General features: G+C 44.8%; 14 protein-coding genes and 1 riboswitch. Of the genes, 6 read left to right on the top strand and 8 right to left on the bottom strand.

Annotated elements, in window-relative coordinates; all coding sequences use genetic code 11:
• Window positions 1-38: 38 nt before the first annotated feature.
• The 7 genes from HY200_04845 to rpmH form a co-directional block, all read right to left on the bottom strand.
• Window positions 39-2,087, bottom strand: a complete 2,049-nt coding sequence (locus HY200_04845; GenBank protein MBI3594265.1) for a carbohydrate binding family 9 domain-containing protein — start codon at window positions 2,085-2,087, stop codon at window positions 39-41.
• A 133-nt stretch (window positions 2,088-2,220) separates the two neighbouring features.
• The gene (mnmG, locus tag HY200_04840) at window positions 2,221-4,110 is read right to left on the bottom strand and encodes a tRNA uridine-5-carboxymethylaminomethyl(34) synthesis enzyme MnmG (protein MBI3594264.1); all 1,890 of its coding nucleotides are present in this window, start codon (window positions 4,108-4,110) and stop codon (window positions 2,221-2,223) included.
• 26 nt (window positions 4,111-4,136) lie between these two features.
• Window positions 4,137-5,531 (bottom strand): tRNA uridine-5-carboxymethylaminomethyl(34) synthesis GTPase MnmE, encoded by a 1,395-nt coding sequence (gene mnmE, locus HY200_04835; GenBank protein ID MBI3594263.1) that lies wholly within the window; start codon window positions 5,529-5,531, stop codon window positions 4,137-4,139.
• 1 nt (window position 5,532) lies between these two features.
• Complete coding sequence (gene yidC / locus HY200_04830; GenBank protein MBI3594262.1) at window positions 5,533-7,155, bottom strand: membrane protein insertase YidC; 1,623 nt, start codon at window positions 7,153-7,155, stop codon at window positions 5,533-5,535.
• A gap of 42 nt (window positions 7,156-7,197) precedes the next feature.
• Window positions 7,198-7,407: a membrane protein insertion efficiency factor YidD gene (gene yidD / locus HY200_04825; GenBank protein MBI3594261.1), complete on the bottom strand. Its 210-nt coding sequence runs from the start codon at window positions 7,405-7,407 to the stop codon at window positions 7,198-7,200.
• 27 nt (window positions 7,408-7,434) lie between these two features.
• Complete coding sequence (gene rnpA / locus HY200_04820; protein ID MBI3594260.1) at window positions 7,435-7,794, bottom strand: ribonuclease P protein component; 360 nt, start codon at window positions 7,792-7,794, stop codon at window positions 7,435-7,437.
• 42 nt (window positions 7,795-7,836) lie between these two features.
• Window positions 7,837-7,986 (bottom strand): 50S ribosomal protein L34, encoded by a 150-nt coding sequence (rpmH, locus tag HY200_04815; GenBank protein MBI3594259.1) that lies wholly within the window; start codon window positions 7,984-7,986, stop codon window positions 7,837-7,839.
• Window positions 7,987-8,568: 582 nt separating this feature from the next.
• Here rpmH and dnaA point away from each other — a divergent pair.
• The 6 genes from dnaA to HY200_04785 all read left to right on the top strand — a co-directional run bounded on the left by dnaA (window position 8,569) and on the right by HY200_04785 (window position 17,317).
• On the top strand, window positions 8,569-9,897 hold the full coding sequence (gene dnaA / locus HY200_04810) for a chromosomal replication initiator protein DnaA (protein ID MBI3594258.1): 1,329 nt from the start codon (window positions 8,569-8,571) through the stop codon (window positions 9,895-9,897).
• A gap of 80 nt (window positions 9,898-9,977) precedes the next feature.
• Window positions 9,978-11,114 carry a DNA polymerase III subunit beta gene (locus HY200_04805; protein MBI3594257.1) on the top strand — a complete coding sequence of 379 codons (1,137 nt, stop codon included), beginning with the start codon at window positions 9,978-9,980 and terminating at the stop codon, window positions 11,112-11,114.
• Between the two features lie 36 nt (window positions 11,115-11,150).
• Window positions 11,151-13,601, top strand: coding sequence for a DNA topoisomerase (ATP-hydrolyzing) subunit B (gene gyrB / locus HY200_04800; GenBank protein ID MBI3594256.1), 2,451 nt, complete (start codon window positions 11,151-11,153; stop codon window positions 13,599-13,601).
• 71 nt (window positions 13,602-13,672) lie between these two features.
• Entirely contained in the window at window positions 13,673-16,096 is a 2,424-nt protein-coding gene (gyrA, locus tag HY200_04795) for a DNA gyrase subunit A (protein ID MBI3594255.1), read from the top strand.
• Window positions 16,093-16,890, top strand: coding sequence for a tetratricopeptide repeat protein (locus HY200_04790; protein ID MBI3594254.1), 798 nt, complete (start codon window positions 16,093-16,095; stop codon window positions 16,888-16,890). Before gyrA ends, HY200_04790 begins: the two co-directional genes overlap by 4 nt.
• A gap of 73 nt (window positions 16,891-16,963) precedes the next feature.
• Window positions 16,964-17,317 carry a PilZ domain-containing protein gene (locus tag HY200_04785; GenBank protein MBI3594253.1) on the top strand — a complete coding sequence of 118 codons (354 nt, stop codon included), beginning with the start codon at window positions 16,964-16,966 and terminating at the stop codon, window positions 17,315-17,317.
• A 22-nt stretch (window positions 17,318-17,339) separates the two neighbouring features.
• On the opposite strand, the gene HY200_04780 is transcribed toward HY200_04785, so the two are convergent.
• Window positions 17,340-17,693, bottom strand: coding sequence for a PilZ domain-containing protein (locus tag HY200_04780; GenBank protein ID MBI3594252.1), 354 nt, complete (start codon window positions 17,691-17,693; stop codon window positions 17,340-17,342).
• A 74-nt stretch (window positions 17,694-17,767) separates the two neighbouring features.
• Window positions 17,768-17,852, bottom strand: a riboswitch (cyclic di-GMP riboswitch).
• Between the last annotated feature and the right edge of the window lie 180 nt (window positions 17,853-18,032).

Raw genomic sequence — 18,032 nt, 5'->3', positions numbered from 1 at the left:
AATCTGACGGAAATCCAGGATGCCTTCAAATTAAGGGGTCATTCTTTCTTAAACGGTTGAAACAAGTACGTGACCTTAGCCTGGAAAAGAAAGTTCGTTTGGGAATCGGTCTGAATGGGATTGATCACCAGATAAAAGAAACTTCCTGGCTTGTACTCCCAGGAATAACGAAAATTGGTTGAAAACTCCCCCAATTCCTTATCCCATTGATTGAGGGCCTGAACCGTCATCTGGTTATCGAGATCCCAACGAAAATCCTGCTCGATAATTTCGGCGACGAAATTCCCCTGGGGCAAATTCACCCAATCCTGTTCGAGCGAGAAGCCAATCTTAAAGGTGTCTACTGCTCCCCAGGCGAAACCGAACGTTAAGGTGTTCTTATTACCGTTATAAAATTGGCCCCCGTACCAGGTTTGAGTCACTGAAAAAGCTCTCCGTGAATCGCTTTGGAATATTTCGCTATATTGCTGATACGTGTAGTCTCCGGCTGGTAGGGTTATTCCAGGCCGTATCATAAAATCCACAGGAAGATGTTCGATCTGGGGATCCCAGCTTAAAAGAATAAACTCTCCGCTCCTGAAAACGGCCTGGGCCCGCCAATAATTGCTCCGGTAAAGAAAATCTCCCCTGCTATCGTTCTGATAAGTAAGTTCCCCTTTGAATCCGAATTCCCGAACCGGGCCGTTGTTCGGCTGAGGGTGTATATCGACATATCCATAAGTTTCATCGAGGTCGGTCTGTTGGGCAAATCCAAGAGCAGGGTCAAATCCATCGGAGATTCTCAAATGATTAATCCTAATCCTCCAAAAGGGATCATGCCAATAGGCTTCGGAAAAGCTTGCGGTTCCCTCTCCGTAAAGTGAATGATTCGGCCACCCTGACCGGACCCAGAATCCCTGAAGGTCGAGCTGTGGAAGGGGTCCCCACGTCAGGTCTGCGCCGCCACTCTGATCGGAACCTCCATCACCTGTTCGATCCGTAAACAGAACTCCTGCCCTCGATCTCAACCCCATATCCCGGGTAAACCGAACAGCCGACATCTCTTCCCTTTCAATCCCATTGTGTGAACGGCTGCCAATTGACAGAAGGCCAAGTCCATAACCATCGATCTTCCCAGTAAGTTTCATCCCTCCGAAAAGAGGAACCGGTTGTTGATTCTGCAATCCGATCGTCCGACTAAAGAAAGGCTGCGCCCGGCCTGAAATCCCAAAATCAAAATAGTCAGATCCCTCCAAAAAAAACTCTCTTTTTTCAGGATAAAAAAGAGGAAATCGGGTTAAATTGATCTGAATCCGGTCAATTTCAGTTTCTGCAAAATCGGTCCGGAAGGTCAAATCAAACGTTAAATTGGACTTCAGTTTATATCTGAGATCCAAACCAGAATCCTGATTCAATTCCCAGCCAGAATCGAGCCCCTCTTTCAATAGCCCACCCCCTTTCACATAGGGCTTGATCCAGATTTCTCCAGCCTGTGAAATGGGTTGTATTCCGGTAAGATGTCCTCCTTTTGAGAGCATATAGAAATTCTGATCGGATGTCAGGGGGCTCCAAAATGCGACCTCCTTCAAATGAGGGATTTTCCGCCGGAACTGAATCCCCCAGACCTCCGCCTCGCCCGGTTGAAACCGTATCGTTTCGAACGGAATTCTAAATTCAGCTGACCAGCCGTAATCTGTTCTGATTGCGCCAATATCCCAGAGTCCGTCCCAATCGGTGTTAATAAACGCTCCCTCCTGATGAATCAGGCCGTCGGCTTTTCCTCCCAACGGATTGGTCTCAAAATAAAATCCGTTTTGATGGTCGTGAAAAGTGTCGACGACAAATCCAAAGGTATCACTTCGGCTGAAATCAGAGTCTCGGTGCCTTTCGTCCCCCTGGACGGCATTCGGTTCCGGATCGATCAAACGTGCTCCAATATAAAGATACTTTGAATCATAAAGTACCCATACCTCTGTCACGGCAAGCTCTTTCTCCCCCACTTTAGGTTCCTGTTGAAAAAATCCGGATATCGGGCGATATTTTTTCCAAATCTCTTCATCCAGACGTCCGTCAATCTGAATCTGCTGATCTTCAATAGGGTGAGCCATGACTGAGATTTTTTCCGACTCTCCTGCGAATGACGGATATGGAAAAAAAGAAAGTGAAAAGAAAACAAGACTCAATTTCAGGAAAATTCGTGAAAAGTGTTTGCAAAAGAATGGGAGGTCCACGAAAAGGAATTTAGTTTTGATTTGTTTTTCGACGGTTCCGTTCCAACGCGATTAAAAGAAGGGAGACAGCGGCCGGAGTGACACCCGAAATTCGTGAAGCCTGCCCTACGGATAGCGGACGAATGGCGGATAATTTTTGGTAAACCTCTTTGGACAGACCATGGATGGAAGCATAATCGAATTCTGCGGTGATTTTTCTATTTTCCATTTGATGAAACTGATCAATCTGCTGATTTTGTCGTTGGATATATCCTTCATATTTGACCTGAATTTCGATTTGATCCGATATGGCATCCTCTTCTTCCAGTTCGTCCAACCATTTGGATAACATTCGGTAATCGACCTCCGGTCTTTTTAAGAGCTGCCTCAGTGTCAAATCAGCGGCCGCGAACTGTCCCAGTGCCTCCAGTTTTGTGGAGAGTTCGTCCACATCCCCCACTCGCGTCAAATCCAGTTGTTCGATCCGATTCTGAATCCTCGCTTCTTTTTCCCGGAAGCGCCTAATCCGGTCCTCTCTAATCAGACCAATCGCGTACCCTTTTTCAGTCACCCTCAAATCAGCATTGTCGTGCCGAAGCAGAAGGCGGTACTCGGCCCGGGAGGTAAACATTCGGTAAGGTTCATTTGTCCCCTTGGTCACCAGATCGTCGATTAAAACGCCGATATACGCTTCCGATCTCTTCAATATAAATGGCTCTTCTCCCCTGACTTTCAAAACCGCGTTAATACCTGCCATCAATCCCTGGGCAGCCGCCTCTTCATAGCCCGAAGTGCCGTTAATCTGGCCGGCGTGATAAAGTCCCTCAACTCTCTTGGTTTCGAGCGTCGGTTTTAATTCCGTCGGAGGAACAAAATCATACTCAATGGCATATCCCGGCTGAAGGAATTCTGCTTTTTCCAAGCCTGGGATAGTTCGTATGAAAGCAAGCTGGACATCGATGGGGAGCGAGGTCGAAACGCCGTTAGGATACCAAGAATCTGTCTCCAGTCCCTCTGGCTCCAGAAAGACCTGATGACGCTCTTTGTCTGCAAAACGAAAGATCTTGTCTTCTATGGATGGACAGTACCGGGGCCCGACACCTTCAATGGCTCCGTTAAACAGCGGGGAACGGTCTAGATTGTCTTTAATCACCTGGTGGGTTCTAGCATTGGTGTAGGTGAGATAACAGGGAACCTGTCGAAGGGGAATCTGTTTCGTGTCAAATGAAAAGGGTTGAGGCGACAAATCCCCAAACTGCGGAGTCATTTTTACAAAATCGATTGTGCGGCCGTCAATTCTTGGAGGCGTACCGGTTTTAAGCCGTCCCAACGGAAATCCAAGTTCCAAAAAAGAATCTGAAAGATTTTCAGAGGCTTTCTCTCCTGCTCTCCCCGCAGGAAAATGGGTCTGACCGATATGAATCAGTCCGCGCAAAAATGTTCCTGTCGTAATGATAACCGAACGGGCGAAAAATTTTTTACCGCTAAACGTTTCAACGCCATCAACACGGCCATCTCCAACCGTAATCCGATCGATCATCTCCCCCAGAATCTCCAGGTTCTCCTGGTTCAAAATCGTCCGGGTCATCTCCTCTCGGTAAAGAATCTTGTCCGCCTGCGCCCGAAGTGCTCGGACAGAAGGACCTTTCCGGGTATTGAGCATTTTGAACTGGATTCCAGTTTTATCGGTATTTTTCCCCATCTCTCCGCCTAAGGCGTCAATTTCGCGTACCATATGTCCCTTGGCAATCCCGCCGACAGCAGGATTGCATGACATTTGAGCAATCCTGTCAAGACTGATCGTGCAAAGGAGAGTTTTGGCTCCCATTCGGGACGACGCAAGCGCTGCCTCACAGCCAGCATGTCCCGCCCCGATCACAATCAGGTCATAGATTTCTTTGTACGACTTAATCCACGTCATTTTCCTGGCTCTACGCTTCGGGTCATTTATTTTCCAATACAAAACTCTTTAAAAATCCGGTCTAAAAGTTCCTCCGGGGCCGAAATGCCGAGAATCTCCGCCAGTGCGTCTGCCGCCCCCTTTAAATCAAGTGCTACAAATTCATGGGACATCTGCCGATTTATTGAATCCAGGGCCTGGAGAAGCGATCTTTTTGCCTCCTTGAGTTGATTCTCGTGCCTTCCCTTGAATACGACTGATTCTTCCTCTGAAAGGGGCCTCTCCGTGCGTCGAGCCTCTTCAACCATTCTCTCTTCCAGTTCTTTGATGCCCCGATTCGCCAAGGTCGATATCATCAACACCTTTTCTTTCGGAATCCCCCTCTTATCAATACAGGGCGTGTCAGAAATCAGGTCGATCTTATTTATCAGTATAAGATAGTTTTTCTTTCTAATTTTATCAATCTCTTTGTCATCTTCTTCGGTCCAACCCATACTTGCATCGATAACCCATAGGACCAAATCGGCCTGATGAAGAAGTTCTTCCGTCCTCCGAATACCTTCTTTTTCCGCTTGATCCAGAGTCGACCGGATTCCGGCAGTGTCCACCAGTCGAATCATTAATCCCCGAAGCATGATCGACTCTTCCAACATGTCACGCGTCGTTCCTGCGAACGGAGTGACGATCGCTCTGTCCTTTTCGAGCAATCGGTTCAAGAGGGACGATTTCCCCACATTGGGCCGTCCCGCGAGAGCGACCTGATAGCCATCACGAGCGATACGTCCATCTGGAACAGTCTTCAAAAGGGTTTCAACCTTATCAATCAAGTTTTGGACTGCCCGCTCCCCTTCTTCGGCTGACACCACTTCAATCTCTTCTTCCGAAAAATCAATATTGGCCTCGACTTTAACCAGAAGGGCAATGAGTTCATCACGAAGTTCTGAAATGATTTTTGAAAATTTTCCGCTTAGGTTCTTAAGTGCCTGTCGTCTCCCCGCTTCGGATTCCGCTGAAATCAGGTCCATGACCGCTTCAGCCTGAACGAGGTCTATCCGGCCGTTTAAAAAAGCCCTTTTTGTAAATTCGCCCGGCAGCGCCTCCCGGGCCCCTTCCTGAATCAAAAGGGTCAATATTTTCCTCAAGGAGCGGAGGTTCCCGTGACAGCTGAATTCCAAAACATCTTCAGCAGTATAGGATTTCGGTGCGCGCATGAGAGAAACGATGACTTCGTCAAGAATGACTTTTGATCGCGGGTCAAGGATCTTGCCATAGAAGATTCGATGCGTCGGCGCATCTTGCAGGAATATGTTTTGGGATGATTGGAAGACGCGATCCCCGATCGTAATGGCTTTCGTGCCGCTTAGACGGATGACGCCGATACCCCCGTTCCCCAAGGGAGTTGATATCGCACAAATCGTCTCTTCGTCTGAAGGGTGTGCCATTTTATGCCGTCAGAGCTTTTGCCTTTTGACCGGAAAAATATCTTGCCGTAATGACCTGCTGGGAAACACTGAGTATATTATTCAGGATCCAGTATAACACCAGACCCGAAGAGAAGTTCAAAAAGAAAAAAGTGAAAATGACGGGAAGAATCAACATGATTTTTGCCTGCTTCGGATCCATGTTGGTCGGCTGGATCTTTTGCTGGATAAACATGGTAATTCCCATGATTACAGGTAGAACATATTTATGATCATAATCTGAGAGATCCGTAATCCAGAGAAAAAAAGGAGCCTGTCGTAACTCGATCGTTGTATAAAAAACGTTAAAAAGGGCTACGAATACAGGAATTTGAAGAACCATGGGCAAGCATCCGCCTAATGGGTTAATCTTATGGGTTTTGTAAAGTTCCATAATCTCACGGTTAAGACGAACCTTGTCGTTTTTAAACTTCTTCTGAATCTCCGCAAGCAGTGGCTGAACGGTCTGCATCCCTTTCATCGACTTATAGCTCTTATGCGTTAAGGGAATGAAGAGAATTTTAATCGATACTGTGAGCAGAATGATCGCTATTCCGTAATTATGAGTAAAGGCATAAAAGAAGTTTAAAAATAAAAAGAGCGGCTTGGCGATCATTCTGACAATGGCCCAACTCCCCGCTATAAACCAGCCAAAATCGATGGTTTCCTCGAGATAGACATTCAGCGATTCCAGTACAGACAGCTTCTTTGGACCGGCAAAAAGTGTGTACTTTCGAAGGGATGCCGCGGGTTCTTTCAGAGCAACCTGGTTTCCCGCGGTATACTCCCCTTCCTTGACTTTTTTGACCAGACCCCGGTCTGTTTCATCACCCGGAATCAACGCGGAGAGAAAGTATTTGTCTTGTAAGGCGGTCCAGCCCACCTTTCCATCATAGAGAACGTCCTGGTTTAACTTCGCGGTGTTTTCTTTTATAACCTTGTTGTTCACGAGGCTGGTCGGTCCGATAAATCCGACAAAGGATTTGTCTCCCCACTGGTGAATTCCAAAATTAGAACCGAGCAAGAACGCATAGTTTGAAATGTTCTCGGTTCTGATCTCCACATCAACCGTATACGTATCCTTGTGAAAGGTTAGTTTTTTCTGAATGGCTTTCCCTGTGACTGAGTCCCGTAATGAAAAAGTGATTGTTCCCTCTTTTTGGTCCCCGGATAAATGAAGGTTTTTTCCTTCCACGGAATAGATGCCGTTTAAAAAAAGATCTCTTCCCTCTCCGACTTCTATTGAAAGAGGAAGAAGCGATATGCCGCTCTGGAGAAGTTTGACCGAGGTCGTCCGATCGCTTTCAAAATAGCTCTTCAATTCCCACTGTTTTATACCACCTCCCCTATTGGTCAAAATGGCCTTATAAAGAGACGTTTCCACAAGGACTTCTTTCTCGTCCGATGAAACTGCCGCGATAATCGGGTCAGAAGCTGGGCTCGGGAGTGATAGGACGTTTTTTGAGTCTCTTGCGGGAGGCACCGGGGTCTGCTGAACTATTTTATCCTGGCGAGGCGTCTTGGCAGGAAAAAGATAGGCGCTTCCGAATAAGATAACAACGGAAATAATGATAAATAATATAAGCCTTTTTTCGTTTGAATCCATTTAAAATAAATCCATTTCTCAGATCGGAAAAAATACTAAGCGCTATCTCACAGGGTCATATCCGCCGGGATGAAAGGGATGACATTTTATTATGCGGCAGATTCCCAAATAGACACCCTTTAAGAAACCATGTTTCTTTAAAGCCTCTATCTGATAGTGAGAACAGGAAGGATAAAAGCGACAAACGGGCGGAAAAAGAGGCGAAATCCATTTTTGATAAAAAAGAATAATTGAAACCACCGCTCTTGTCATTTTTTTGTTTTTTTTAATGAGGCGTGTTTAATTTTTAAGATGGGGGCCCTGACGGAGAATTTTTTGCACCGAAGAAAAAAACTCTTCTTTCAGATTAGAAAACAAAATGGTTTTGGACTCTCCTTTAGGAACAACCAGCATATCTACCGAAAAACAATTCTCCCATTTTCTCCGGTATATAATTTCTCTGAAAATTCTTTTGATATAGTTTCGCTCAACGGCCCGACCGCATTTCTTACCGACGATGAGGCCTATTCTGAAGAATGAGAGCCTGTTTTCCAAAAAAATAAGGTCAAAATGTTTTCCTCTGACTTTTTGACCTTTTTCAAAAATAGACTGTATTTCCCTGCTTTTCTTTATCTTGATCTCGTTTGAACTCTCTTTCAGTTCAGTTTTATTCCTTCCTTTTTACGAGTTTTCTGAAAAAAATTATTCAACACTTAATCTCTTTCTCCCTTTATCTCTTCGTCTCTTAAGAACTTTTCTCCCATCCGCAGTAGACATTCTTTTCCTAAATCCATGGGTTCTTTTTCTCTTTAACTTGCTTGGTTGTCCGTATGTATCCGATAGCTGCGACATGAATTAACCTTTCAAAAAAATTGAGAGTGATCCAAACTCGATAATTTATGATCATTTTGGTCTTAAGTCAAGGTCTAATTTTAAGTTTTTTAAATTTGTATTCTTTTATCTTTATAAATTATTATTAAATAATAGTAGTCTTAGTAGAGACTGAAAAAATGTGGAAAAGTTCGTAACTCATTTAAATTGAAATGATTTTGTTCTCATAAATCTGGTGATTTTTTTAATAAAATACTTATCAACTGTTCATAGGTAAAAAGGAATATTAAATTACCTTGTATTTAAAAATCAAGTTTGTTATAGTTTTATCACAAAACAACCCTGTAAATACGCAAGTTATTGATTTATTTGATAAATAACTTTATCTAATTTCTGGAAGACAATCAAAAAAATTAATGGAACCTGTTGAAATAATGGACTAAAAAAAGTTATTAACAATTGTGAATAACTCTGTTGGTAACTTGAAAAAAGGATGAACATAAAATTTAGACAAAGATGTCGTCTCAAATGCCGAATCCAGCGTCAAAATCGATCAAAAAACCTCTCTTTTAACCATCTACAGCCAAGATTTTTGGTCGGACTATGAAAGAAATCTGGGACCAAAACCTAAACCTTATTGAGAACCAGATCAATAAACAGAGCTTTGATATGTGGTTCAAACCGCTCCGGTATAAGAATTTTGAAGAAAATGCTTTTATTATTTTCGCTCCGAATAAATTCTTTGGAGAATATATTTATACCCATTATAAAGAACAATTGGATCAAAATTTAAAGAAACTGACTCAGCAAAAGGACATAAAAATAATCTTTATCATTGACGAAACAAAAGGAAAAACAGAAGAAGAGTCAGTGGCCGTTCCTGAACGAAGAGTGGATAAAGAGAAAAGAAAAATAGGATTGAATCCAAAACATGTCTTTAGTTCCTTTGTGGTCGGCTCCTCTAATCAGTTTGCACATGCCGCTTCGCTGAAGGTTGCCGAGGGACCAGGAAAATCCTATAATCCACTTTTTATTTACGGGGGAGCGGGATTAGGAAAAACACATCTGCTCAATGCCATTGGGAATAGAATGCATATCAAAAATCCCCAATTAAATATTGTCTATCTTCCGTCTGAAAAGTTTACCAACGAGCTAATTAATTCGATACGATACGATAAAATGCAGGAATTTCGCGGGAAATATCGCAATACCGATCTGCTCCTGATTGATGACATTCAGTTTATTCAGGGAAAAGAAAGAACCCAGGAAGAGTTTTTTCACACTTTTAATACCCTTTATGAGGAAAACAAACAGATTGTTCTCTCAAGCGACCGGTCGACGAAGGAAATGTCAGATATTGAAGAGCGGCTCCGGTCGCGATTTGAAATGGGATTGATTGCGGACATTCAGCCGCCTGACCTTGAAACCCGAATTGCGATTCTCAGAAAAAAAGCAGACGTAGACAAGATCGATCTTCCCGATGATCTTGCCCTTTTTCTGGCCACACATATCAAAAACAATATTCGAGTTCTGGAAGGTTCTTTAAACAGGGTCGGGGCGCTCTCATCTCTGACGGGAGAGCCGTTATCCATTGAGTTGGCAAAAAGGGGATTACAGGATATCATCGTCGAAAAGAAGAAGATTATTACACCAGAAGACATTCAGAAGATTGTTTCTGAAAAGCTCCATGTCAAAACAAGCGAACTCAAATCTAAAAAAAGAACCAAGAACCTGGTTTACCCCAGGCAGATTGCGATGTACCTGTGCAGGGAGTTGACCGATCTTTCGTTTCCGGAGATCGGAAAACATTTTGGCGGAAAAGATCACTCTACTGTGATCCATGCCTGCCGTCGCATGGAAAGGCTTCACCAGGCAGATGGGGAAGGAAAGATCTTGATTGACCGGATCAGGCGCCAGATCAAGGAATTATAGTCGGACAGAAAAAAAGATGAATATCAATGAAGTTTCTAGAGTCATTAATCTCAGGGCAAGACTGCAATTCGGGGGATCCTATGAAAATTAGCATTGAGAGGAGAGAGCTCTTAAAAGGTCTCCAGCGTGTACAAGGGGTCGTCGAAAGAAGAAATACAATGCCGATTCTTTCCAATATCCTCATGGAAGCCGATCAGGATAACCGCGTGACGATGTTTGCGACGGATATGGAGATCTCGATTCTCGGGAGCTATCCCGCAGACGTGATTCGTAAAGGGAAAACAACCTTTTCGGCCAGAAAAATATATGAAATTGTCAAAGAGCTTCCGGATGGACCGCCCGTGACGCTTCGGCAGGAAGAAAATATGTGGGTACAGATTGAATCGGGAAAATCAAAATTCAAAGTCGCCGCCCTTGGAGCAGATGATTTTCCGCTCGTCCCACAGGTCAAAGAAGAAATATCGCTTCGGGTGCCGGCTAAAATCTTGTCCGAGCTCTTTAGAAAGACCATTTTTTCTGTAGGGGAGAACGATTCACGTTATATCTTGAATGGCCTCCTGATCAACATTCAGAGTCAGGGAGGTAAAGAGATCGTGCGTTTTGTCGGAACAGACGGACATCGTCTGGCGGCAATAGAACGTGAAGAGATGGAGCGGCTCATTCCAAAAGAAAAATCAGAAAAGGATTTTCAGGTCGTCGTTCCCAAAAAGGCGATTTTTGAAATGAAAAAATTGATCGAGGAGGGAGAAGAGGATATCATCCTAAGTCTTTCTAAAAACCAGATTCTGTTCAAAAAAGGAGATTTGACCCTTTATTCCAGGCTGATGGAAGGAAACTATCCCAATTATACCCAGGTCATTCCGAAAGGGAACGACAAATCGGTATTAGTTAAAAAGTGGGAATTGGAACGGGCGATTCGCCGGGTGGCGATATTATCGAAAGAAAAGACCCATGCCGTACATTTTATATTCGACGGAGACAAGCTTATCCTAAACTCCCAATCTTCCGAATTAGGGGAGGCGGAAGACGAAATCGCGATTGTTTATAAAGGGGAGAAAATAGGAACGGGTTTTAACGCAAGATATGTGCTCGATATCCTCTCAGTCATCGACAATGAAGATATTCTGATAGAACTCAAAGATCCATTAAGTCCAACGCTCTTTAAAGATCCGGGAGACAAGAAATATCTCAGTGTCGTCATGCCGATGAGAGTCTGAACCACAATCTGTCAGGTCGACTGACAAAAGGAAAAAATGGAAGAGAACATTTACGGCGCCGAAAATATCAGAATTCTAGAAGGTCTCGAAGCGGTTCGTAAACGACCGGCAATGTATATTGGATCAACCGGTATTGACGGCCTCCACCACCTTGTTTACGAAATCGTTGATAACAGTGTCGATGAAGCGATGGCCGGGTTTTGTGATCGAATCGAAGTCACCCTTCATATAGATCATTCTGTTACCGTGCTCGACAATGGGAGAGGAATTCCAACCGGAATGCATCCAGATCGAAAAATCTCCGCGGCTGAAGTGGCTTTAACGGTACTCCATGCCGGTGGAAAGTTTGACAACAAAGTCTACCAGGTCTCTGGAGGTCTTCATGGTGTTGGGGTTTCTGTGGTTAACGCGCTTTCAGAATGGTTGGAACTTGAAATCAAGCAGAACGGTGGCGTCCATACCCAGCGTTACGAAAGAGGAAAGCCATGTGCGCCACTTGCCCTGACCGGAAAAACAAAAAAAAGAGGAACCCGAGTTACTTTTAAGCCCGATCTGCAGATATTTGAGAGACTGGAGTTTATCAGCGAGACCCTTGCGACCCGGTTTCGGGAAATTGCTTTCTTAAATAAAGGCCTGTTCATTTCGCTGACCAATGAACGCACCGGCAAAGTGGAAGAGTTTAATTATAAAGGGGGGATAAAGGAGTTTGTCGAACTTCTCAACGAGAATAAGACTCCGCTCCACAAACCAATTAGCGTTTCCAAGGAAAAAGAGGGGCTCATCATGGAAGTGGCCCTCCAGTATAACGACAGTTACACGGAAAATATTTTTTCTTTTGCCAATAACATCAATACAAGAGAAGGTGGAACTCATCTTGTCGGATTCAAAGCCGCATTGACCCGCACCATCAACCAATATGGTTCGTTCAATAATATTTTAAAAGGGGAGACCCTCTCGGGAGACGATGTCCGCGAGGGATTGACAGCTGTCATCTCAGTCAAAATTCCTAATCCGCAATTCGAGGGGCAGACCAAAACAAAACTCGGGAACAGCGAAGTCAAGGGACTGGTCGAAGCGGCGGTGAATGAGGCGCTCGGATCATTTTTTGAGGAAAACCCATCCACGGCAAAAAAAATAGTCGAAAAAAGTCTCAATGCACTTCGTGCCCGTGAAGCGGCAAGAAAGGCCAAGGACCTGATCCGGCGAAAAAATGCATTGGAAGTCGGATCTCTGCCAGGAAAACTGGCTGACTGCAGCGAAAAGGATCCTGCCTTGAGCGAGATCTTTATTGTTGAAGGGGATTCGGCGGGAGGTTCCGCAAAACAGGGGAGAGACCGTAGAAACCAGGCCATTCTTCCCCTGAAAGGAAAAATACTGAATGTGGAAAAGGCGCGATTTGACAAAATGCTGACCAGCGACGAGATTCGGACGCTGATCACCGCGCTGGGAACCGGAATTGGACAGGATGATTTTGATGTGTCAAAAGTACGGTATCACAAGATTATTCTCATGACTGACGCAGACGTGGATGGCGCGCACATCCGGACTCTCCTGTTGACCTTTCTCTACCGGCAGATGAAAGAATTGATCGAAAAGGGATATGTTTTTATAGCCCAGCCCCCACTTTTTAAAGTGAAAAAGGGGAAATCGGAACTTTATATCAAGAATGAAGAAGCCATGCGTGAATATTTGATCGATACGGTCTCTGATAGCGTGACAATATATGGCGATCAAGGGGAGAAATTTACGGGCCCCGCTTTAAAACAGAACCTCAAAAAACTCCTTCACTATGAAGAGCTTTTGGGACGATTTTCGAAAAAACATGCGCCCCTGGAGCTGATACGCGCCTATGTATTGGAGCCAGAGTTATTAAAAGGGGCTCTGAAAAACGAGAAAAAAACAGAAAAAATCATAAAAGCAGTCCAAAAATATTTTGAAACACACTATCCGAAATATTCTATCACGGTCAGCCTGGAACAAGATGAGGAACATAAGGGGTTTCAGATTGTCAATAAGCTCAAGAAAGAGAGTGATACGGAAAAACTGACGGTTGATGAAGGATGGATCAATACGGCGGAATTTAAAGAACTGTTGCAGGTCTCTCCCGTGGTCCTCGGTCTGGGTTATCCGCCCTTTTTTCTGGAAGAAAATGAAACGTCGGAAGAGGGGGAAAAGAAGGGAAAAGCGGGCAAGAAGATACCCACCGAGAAAAAATCTTTTTCTACCGTTTCGGCGCTGGTTGCGTCGATCCTTGAAAACGGAAAAAAAGGATTAAGTATACAGCGTTATAAAGGATTGGGTGAAATGAACCCAGATCAGTTGTGGGAAACCACCATGAATCCTGAATCAAGAGTTTTGTTGAAAGTGACGCTCAATGATACGGTTAAAACAGATGATGTATTCACCGTTCTAATGGGCGACCAGGTAGAACCGAGACGTGAGTTTATTTCGAGACATGCTCTTGAAGTGAAAAATCTAGACATTTAGGAAGGAAGAAAAACTTGCCAGATCCCCAGGAGCGTCAGAATCAGGAAATTGATATCCCCATCGATGAGGAGATGAAAACATCCTACCTTGACTACTCGATGTCAGTCATTGTGGGGCGGGCACTTCCCGACGCCCGTGACGGGCTAAAGCCGGTTCATCGAAGAATCCTTCATGGCATGAATGAAATGGGTCTCCTTCATAACCGCTCGTATCGGAAATCGGCGAAAATCGTCGGAGAGATCATGGGTAACTTTCATCCTCATGGCGATACGGCCATTTACGATACGATGGTCCGAATGGCACAGGATTTTAACATGCGCTATATGCTCGTAGATGGCCAGGGCAATTTTGGTTCTATTGACGGAGATCCGCCAGCGGCGATGCGCTATACCGAAGCGAGACTGGCGGCGCTGGCTGAAGAGATGTTAGCCGATATTGATAAAGAGACTGTAGATTTTGGTCCAAACTATGATGAATCCACGATCGAGCCGCTGGTTTTACCGTCAAGAATTCCTAATCTTCTCATCAATGGGTCAGCGGGGATTGCGGTGGGAATGGCAACGAATATTCCTCCGCATAATCTCGGAGAAGTTATCGATGGTGCCACGCTCCTTTTGGAAAACTCAGATACGACAATCGATGAGCTTTGCGAAGCCATCAAAGGTCCAGATTTTCCAACGGGAGGATTTATCCATGGATTTAGCGGCATTCAAAGCGCTTACCGTACTGGCAGAGGAATTATTCAGATGCGGGGACGAGCCCGGACGGAACAGATCGGAAAATCTGATCGTGAGGCGATTATCATTACCGAGCTTCCTTACCAGGTTAACAAAGCACGACTGATTGAGAAAATCGCTGAGTTGGTCCGCGATAAAAAACTTGAAGGTATTTCCGACTTGCGCGACGAATCGGACCGAGATGGTATGCGGATCGTTGTTGAAACCAAGCGGGGAGAAAACTCGATCGTCGTCCTAAACCAGATTTATAAACATACCGCGATGCAATCGACATTTGGTGTCATTATGCTTGCCCTGGTGGACAATCAACCCAAAGTCCTGAATCTTAAAGAAATCCTCACGGTATTTCTCAATCATCGCCAGGATGTCGTCATTCGCAGGACGCGCTTTGAACTTCGTAAAGCGGAAGATCGGGCACACATTCTTGAAGGACTCAAGATCGCCCTTGATCATCTTGACGAGGTGATCAGCTTAATCCGACGCTCTCCGACTCCGGAGGAGGCGCGGGTAGGGTTGATGCGCCAATTTGAACTTTCTACCCTTCAAGCCCAGGCGATTCTCGATATGCGTCTCCAGAGACTCACTTCGATGGAACGTCAGAAATTGATCGAAGAGTATCAGGAGCTGCTGAAAACAATTGAATATCTGAAATCGATCCTGGCCAGCAAAGCATTGGTCAAGAAGATCATCAAGGAGGAGCTTCTGGCGGTGAAAGAGAAATACGGCGACCCGAGGCGAACTGAAATTATCGCGGAGAGTGCCGAGATCAATCTCGAAGATACGATTGCCGACGAGGAGATGGTTATTACGATCAGCCATACCGGTTATATCAAGCGGCATCCCGTTTCAATCTACCGTTCCCAAAGAAGAGGGGGCAAGGGAAAAATCGGCATGGGAACAAAAGAAGAGGATTTTGTCAGCCAACTCTTCGTGGGAAATACGCATGATTATATCCTCTTTTTTACGAACAAGGGGAGGCTTTACTGGCAGAAAGTTTATCAAATTCCAGAGGCAAGCCGCATCTCGAAAGGTAAGGCGCTGGTCAACCTCTTGTCGCTGGGTCCGGATGAGCTACCTACGGCGATTCTTCCTGTGAAAGAATTTCGGGAAGATCGTTTTGTCGTGTTTGCGACCCGGAAAGGGACTATTAAGAAGACCACACTGGATTCTTATAGCAATGTACGTGCAGGCGGGATCATCGCGCTCTCACTGGATGAGGGGGATAGTCTGATTTCTGCAAAACTTACCAACGGGCATGAGGAAATCTTTCTCGGGAGCCGCTCTGGAATCGGAATCCGGTTCAAGGAAGATTCGGTACGTCCGACCGGTCGAACGGCGGGTGGCGTCCGTGGAATGAACCTGGATCAGGGAGATGAGCTTGTCGGGATGGAGATTATTGATGAACGAGAAGGCGCTTCGATTCTTGCTGTCACGGACAGAGGATTTGGAAAAAAGACCGCGCTGAAGGAATACCGGGTTCAAGGACGTGCGGGAAAAGGGATTATCACGGTAAAGACGAGCGATAAAAACGGCAATGTTGTGGGCATCCTTCAAGTTTCTAACAATGAAGATGTGATGTTGATTACTGCGGAAGGGAAGATCATTCGGCTTAAGATCAATACTCTCAGAGAAATCGGCCGCAACACTCAAGGGGTCAAGTTGATCGATGTCGGGGAAAAGGACCGGGTTGTCGCCACGGCTATGTTGGTTGAGAAAGAGAAGGAAGAAGATGAGAATGACCCGGAGCAGGAATCTTGAAAAGAGGAGACGTAGTGACCTACGTCTCTGCGGCCGGAATCCTGATCTTTATAGTCCTTTCCTTATCTACCTGTTCGCACCAAGTCCAAACTCAGCTCAAAGAGGCCGAAAAAGCATTCCGGTCTGGGAACTACCAGACCTCCCGCTCGATTTACCTCCAGATCGCAGAAAGTTATCCTAAAAGCCGGCAGGCCCCAGAAGCCTACTACTGGGCCGGGATGATTTCCTATTTATATCTCAAAGAGCCCCAGAGAGGTCTCGACTACTTTCACAAGATCATCGTCGACTATCCGGCGTCAGATTTCGTTCTTTCCACGCGGGGGCATCTTGCCGAAATGTATGAAAAGGAATTTAACGAACCGCGACTGGCAATCGGAGAGTATCAAAAGCTCATCGAAGAAACCCCGGATCATCTCAACGAAGATGAATATCTTTATAAGATCGGGGACATTTACTTCAACCAGGGTGATTTGGCACAGAGCAAAATAGAATGGGAAGAACTGATCAAGAAATATCCGAAGGGAAAATGGGTCGACCGGGCCTCATTTCAGGTCGCCATGACATCGCTCATTGAGCAAAAGTACGAAGAAGGATTGAAGGGAATGGAGGCGTTTATCAAGACTTTTTCAGATTCCCCATACTGGATTGAAGCAAAATACGAGCGTGGTGTTTGTCTCGAAGAGATCGGGCGAAAGGAGGAGGCTATTCAGGCTTTCCGGGAAATATTGCCTAGTTATCCGAACCGCTTTATTGTGGAAACCCGTTTAAAAAAGTTGGAAGAAAAAAAGAAGTAACTCCTTCCTCGGTTTGACAGGTCCAGACGATACGATATCTTTAAAGAATCCCCCAATTAGACAGGAGTCATGAATGGCAGAATTCAACCGAAAATATCCTCGAATTCCATTATCCGGACTGGCGCTAATTGAAATGCTTGAATCAGAGACCCGAATATCCGGTCCGATAGAAGAAATCTCGAGACGGGGCATCGGAGTTTACACAAAAGAGAAGGTGATCAAAGGATCGCGAGTCAAAATCAAATTATTCTGTGACGTGGGAAAAGGACCGGTCGACTATCAGTTTTCCGGAAAGATCCGAACGGAAGAAAAGAAAAAAGAATTTGGCAGCATCGGCATAGAATTTGAAAATGAAATCAATGCGACTGAGCATCAGGATCTTTACCAATACCTCGTTTCGAGAGAATCGAACAGTATGAATTCCTGACACCTGAGTTCTCTTCTTTGAACTATTTTTTAATCGAACCGATAATCAAAGACAGGTAATTTTGTTCTAACGCGGAAATCTTTGTGTATTTGACCCCAAACTTAAATTCAACGGGTAAACTAGGAGTCAATGTTTCAATCCAGACTACCTGAGCGTGAAAAGGAATTTCGATTTCACGACAGTAGATCGTCATTTCGATTAATTCCCCACGGTTTAACGGAGCGGAGGCGATAAACATGGCCCCACCAAATCCCACATTCTGAATTTCTGCACATCCTTCACTTTGTTCCTGACCGAGTATGTTAAAGGAACCCTTTAATTCAACTTCTATTCTTCTGAAGTTCCGGCGATTGGTTTCGAAGACTTTAGTAGGCATCTACCCTCATTCGCTCATTTTCGTTTAAACGTAAAAAAAGCCGGATTGCCGAAACGACAAGACAATCTTGTCACCTCGGCAACCCGGCTATCTCAAACAGAAAGGTGAGACCCGATGGCTTTGCGTCCTGCCGTCGCCGGCAGTTTGCCTTGATAGAAGGTTACGCCTGGTACACCCTATCTATCTTATCCTCAAATACCTTGTCGGCATCATACAAGTTTTGAAACAGGAGAACAACAAAAAAGCTTTTTTCAAAATCGGCCTGACATAAAAATAATTTACTTGCAATTTCACCACCGCATGAGATATAGTCACAAGTCATAATTTAATAAACAGATG

It is taken from the genome of Nitrospirota bacterium (assembly GCA_016194305.1).
Lineage (GTDB): Bacteria > Nitrospirota > Nitrospiria > JACQBW01 > JACQBW01 > JACQBW01.
The sequence above is the reverse complement of the archived record's forward strand: the minus strand, read 5'-3'. Positions and strand labels throughout refer to the sequence as shown.

Bases quoted from the DNA above. Each gene is read 5' to 3' on its own strand.
- HY200_04845 (MBI3594265.1), bottom strand. From the start codon at position 2,087: ATGGCTCACCCTATTGAAGATCAGCAGATTCAGATTGACGGACGTCTG.
- mnmG (MBI3594264.1), bottom strand. From the start codon at position 4,110: ATGACGTGGATTAAGTCGTACAAAGAAATCTATGACCTGATTGTGATC.
- mnmE (MBI3594263.1), bottom strand. From the start codon at position 5,531: ATGGCACACCCTTCAGACGAAGAGACGATTTGTGCGATATCAACTCCC.
- yidC (MBI3594262.1), bottom strand. From the start codon at position 7,155: ATGGATTCAAACGAAAAAAGGCTTATATTATTTATCATTATTTCCGTT.
- yidD (MBI3594261.1), bottom strand. From the start codon at position 7,407: ATGACAAGAGCGGTGGTTTCAATTATTCTTTTTTATCAAAAATGGATT.
- rpmH (MBI3594259.1), bottom strand. From the start codon at position 7,986: ATGTCGCAGCTATCGGATACATACGGACAACCAAGCAAGTTAAAGAGA.
- dnaA (MBI3594258.1), top strand. From the start codon at position 8,569: ATGAAAGAAATCTGGGACCAAAACCTAAACCTTATTGAGAACCAGATC.
- HY200_04805 (MBI3594257.1), top strand. From the start codon at position 9,978: ATGAAAATTAGCATTGAGAGGAGAGAGCTCTTAAAAGGTCTCCAGCGT.
- gyrB (MBI3594256.1), top strand. From the start codon at position 11,151: ATGGAAGAGAACATTTACGGCGCCGAAAATATCAGAATTCTAGAAGGT.
- gyrA (MBI3594255.1), top strand. From the start codon at position 13,673: ATGAAAACATCCTACCTTGACTACTCGATGTCAGTCATTGTGGGGCGG.
- HY200_04785 (MBI3594253.1), top strand. From the start codon at position 16,964: ATGGCAGAATTCAACCGAAAATATCCTCGAATTCCATTATCCGGACTG.
- HY200_04780 (MBI3594252.1), bottom strand. From the start codon at position 17,693: ATGCCTACTAAAGTCTTCGAAACCAATCGCCGGAACTTCAGAAGAATA.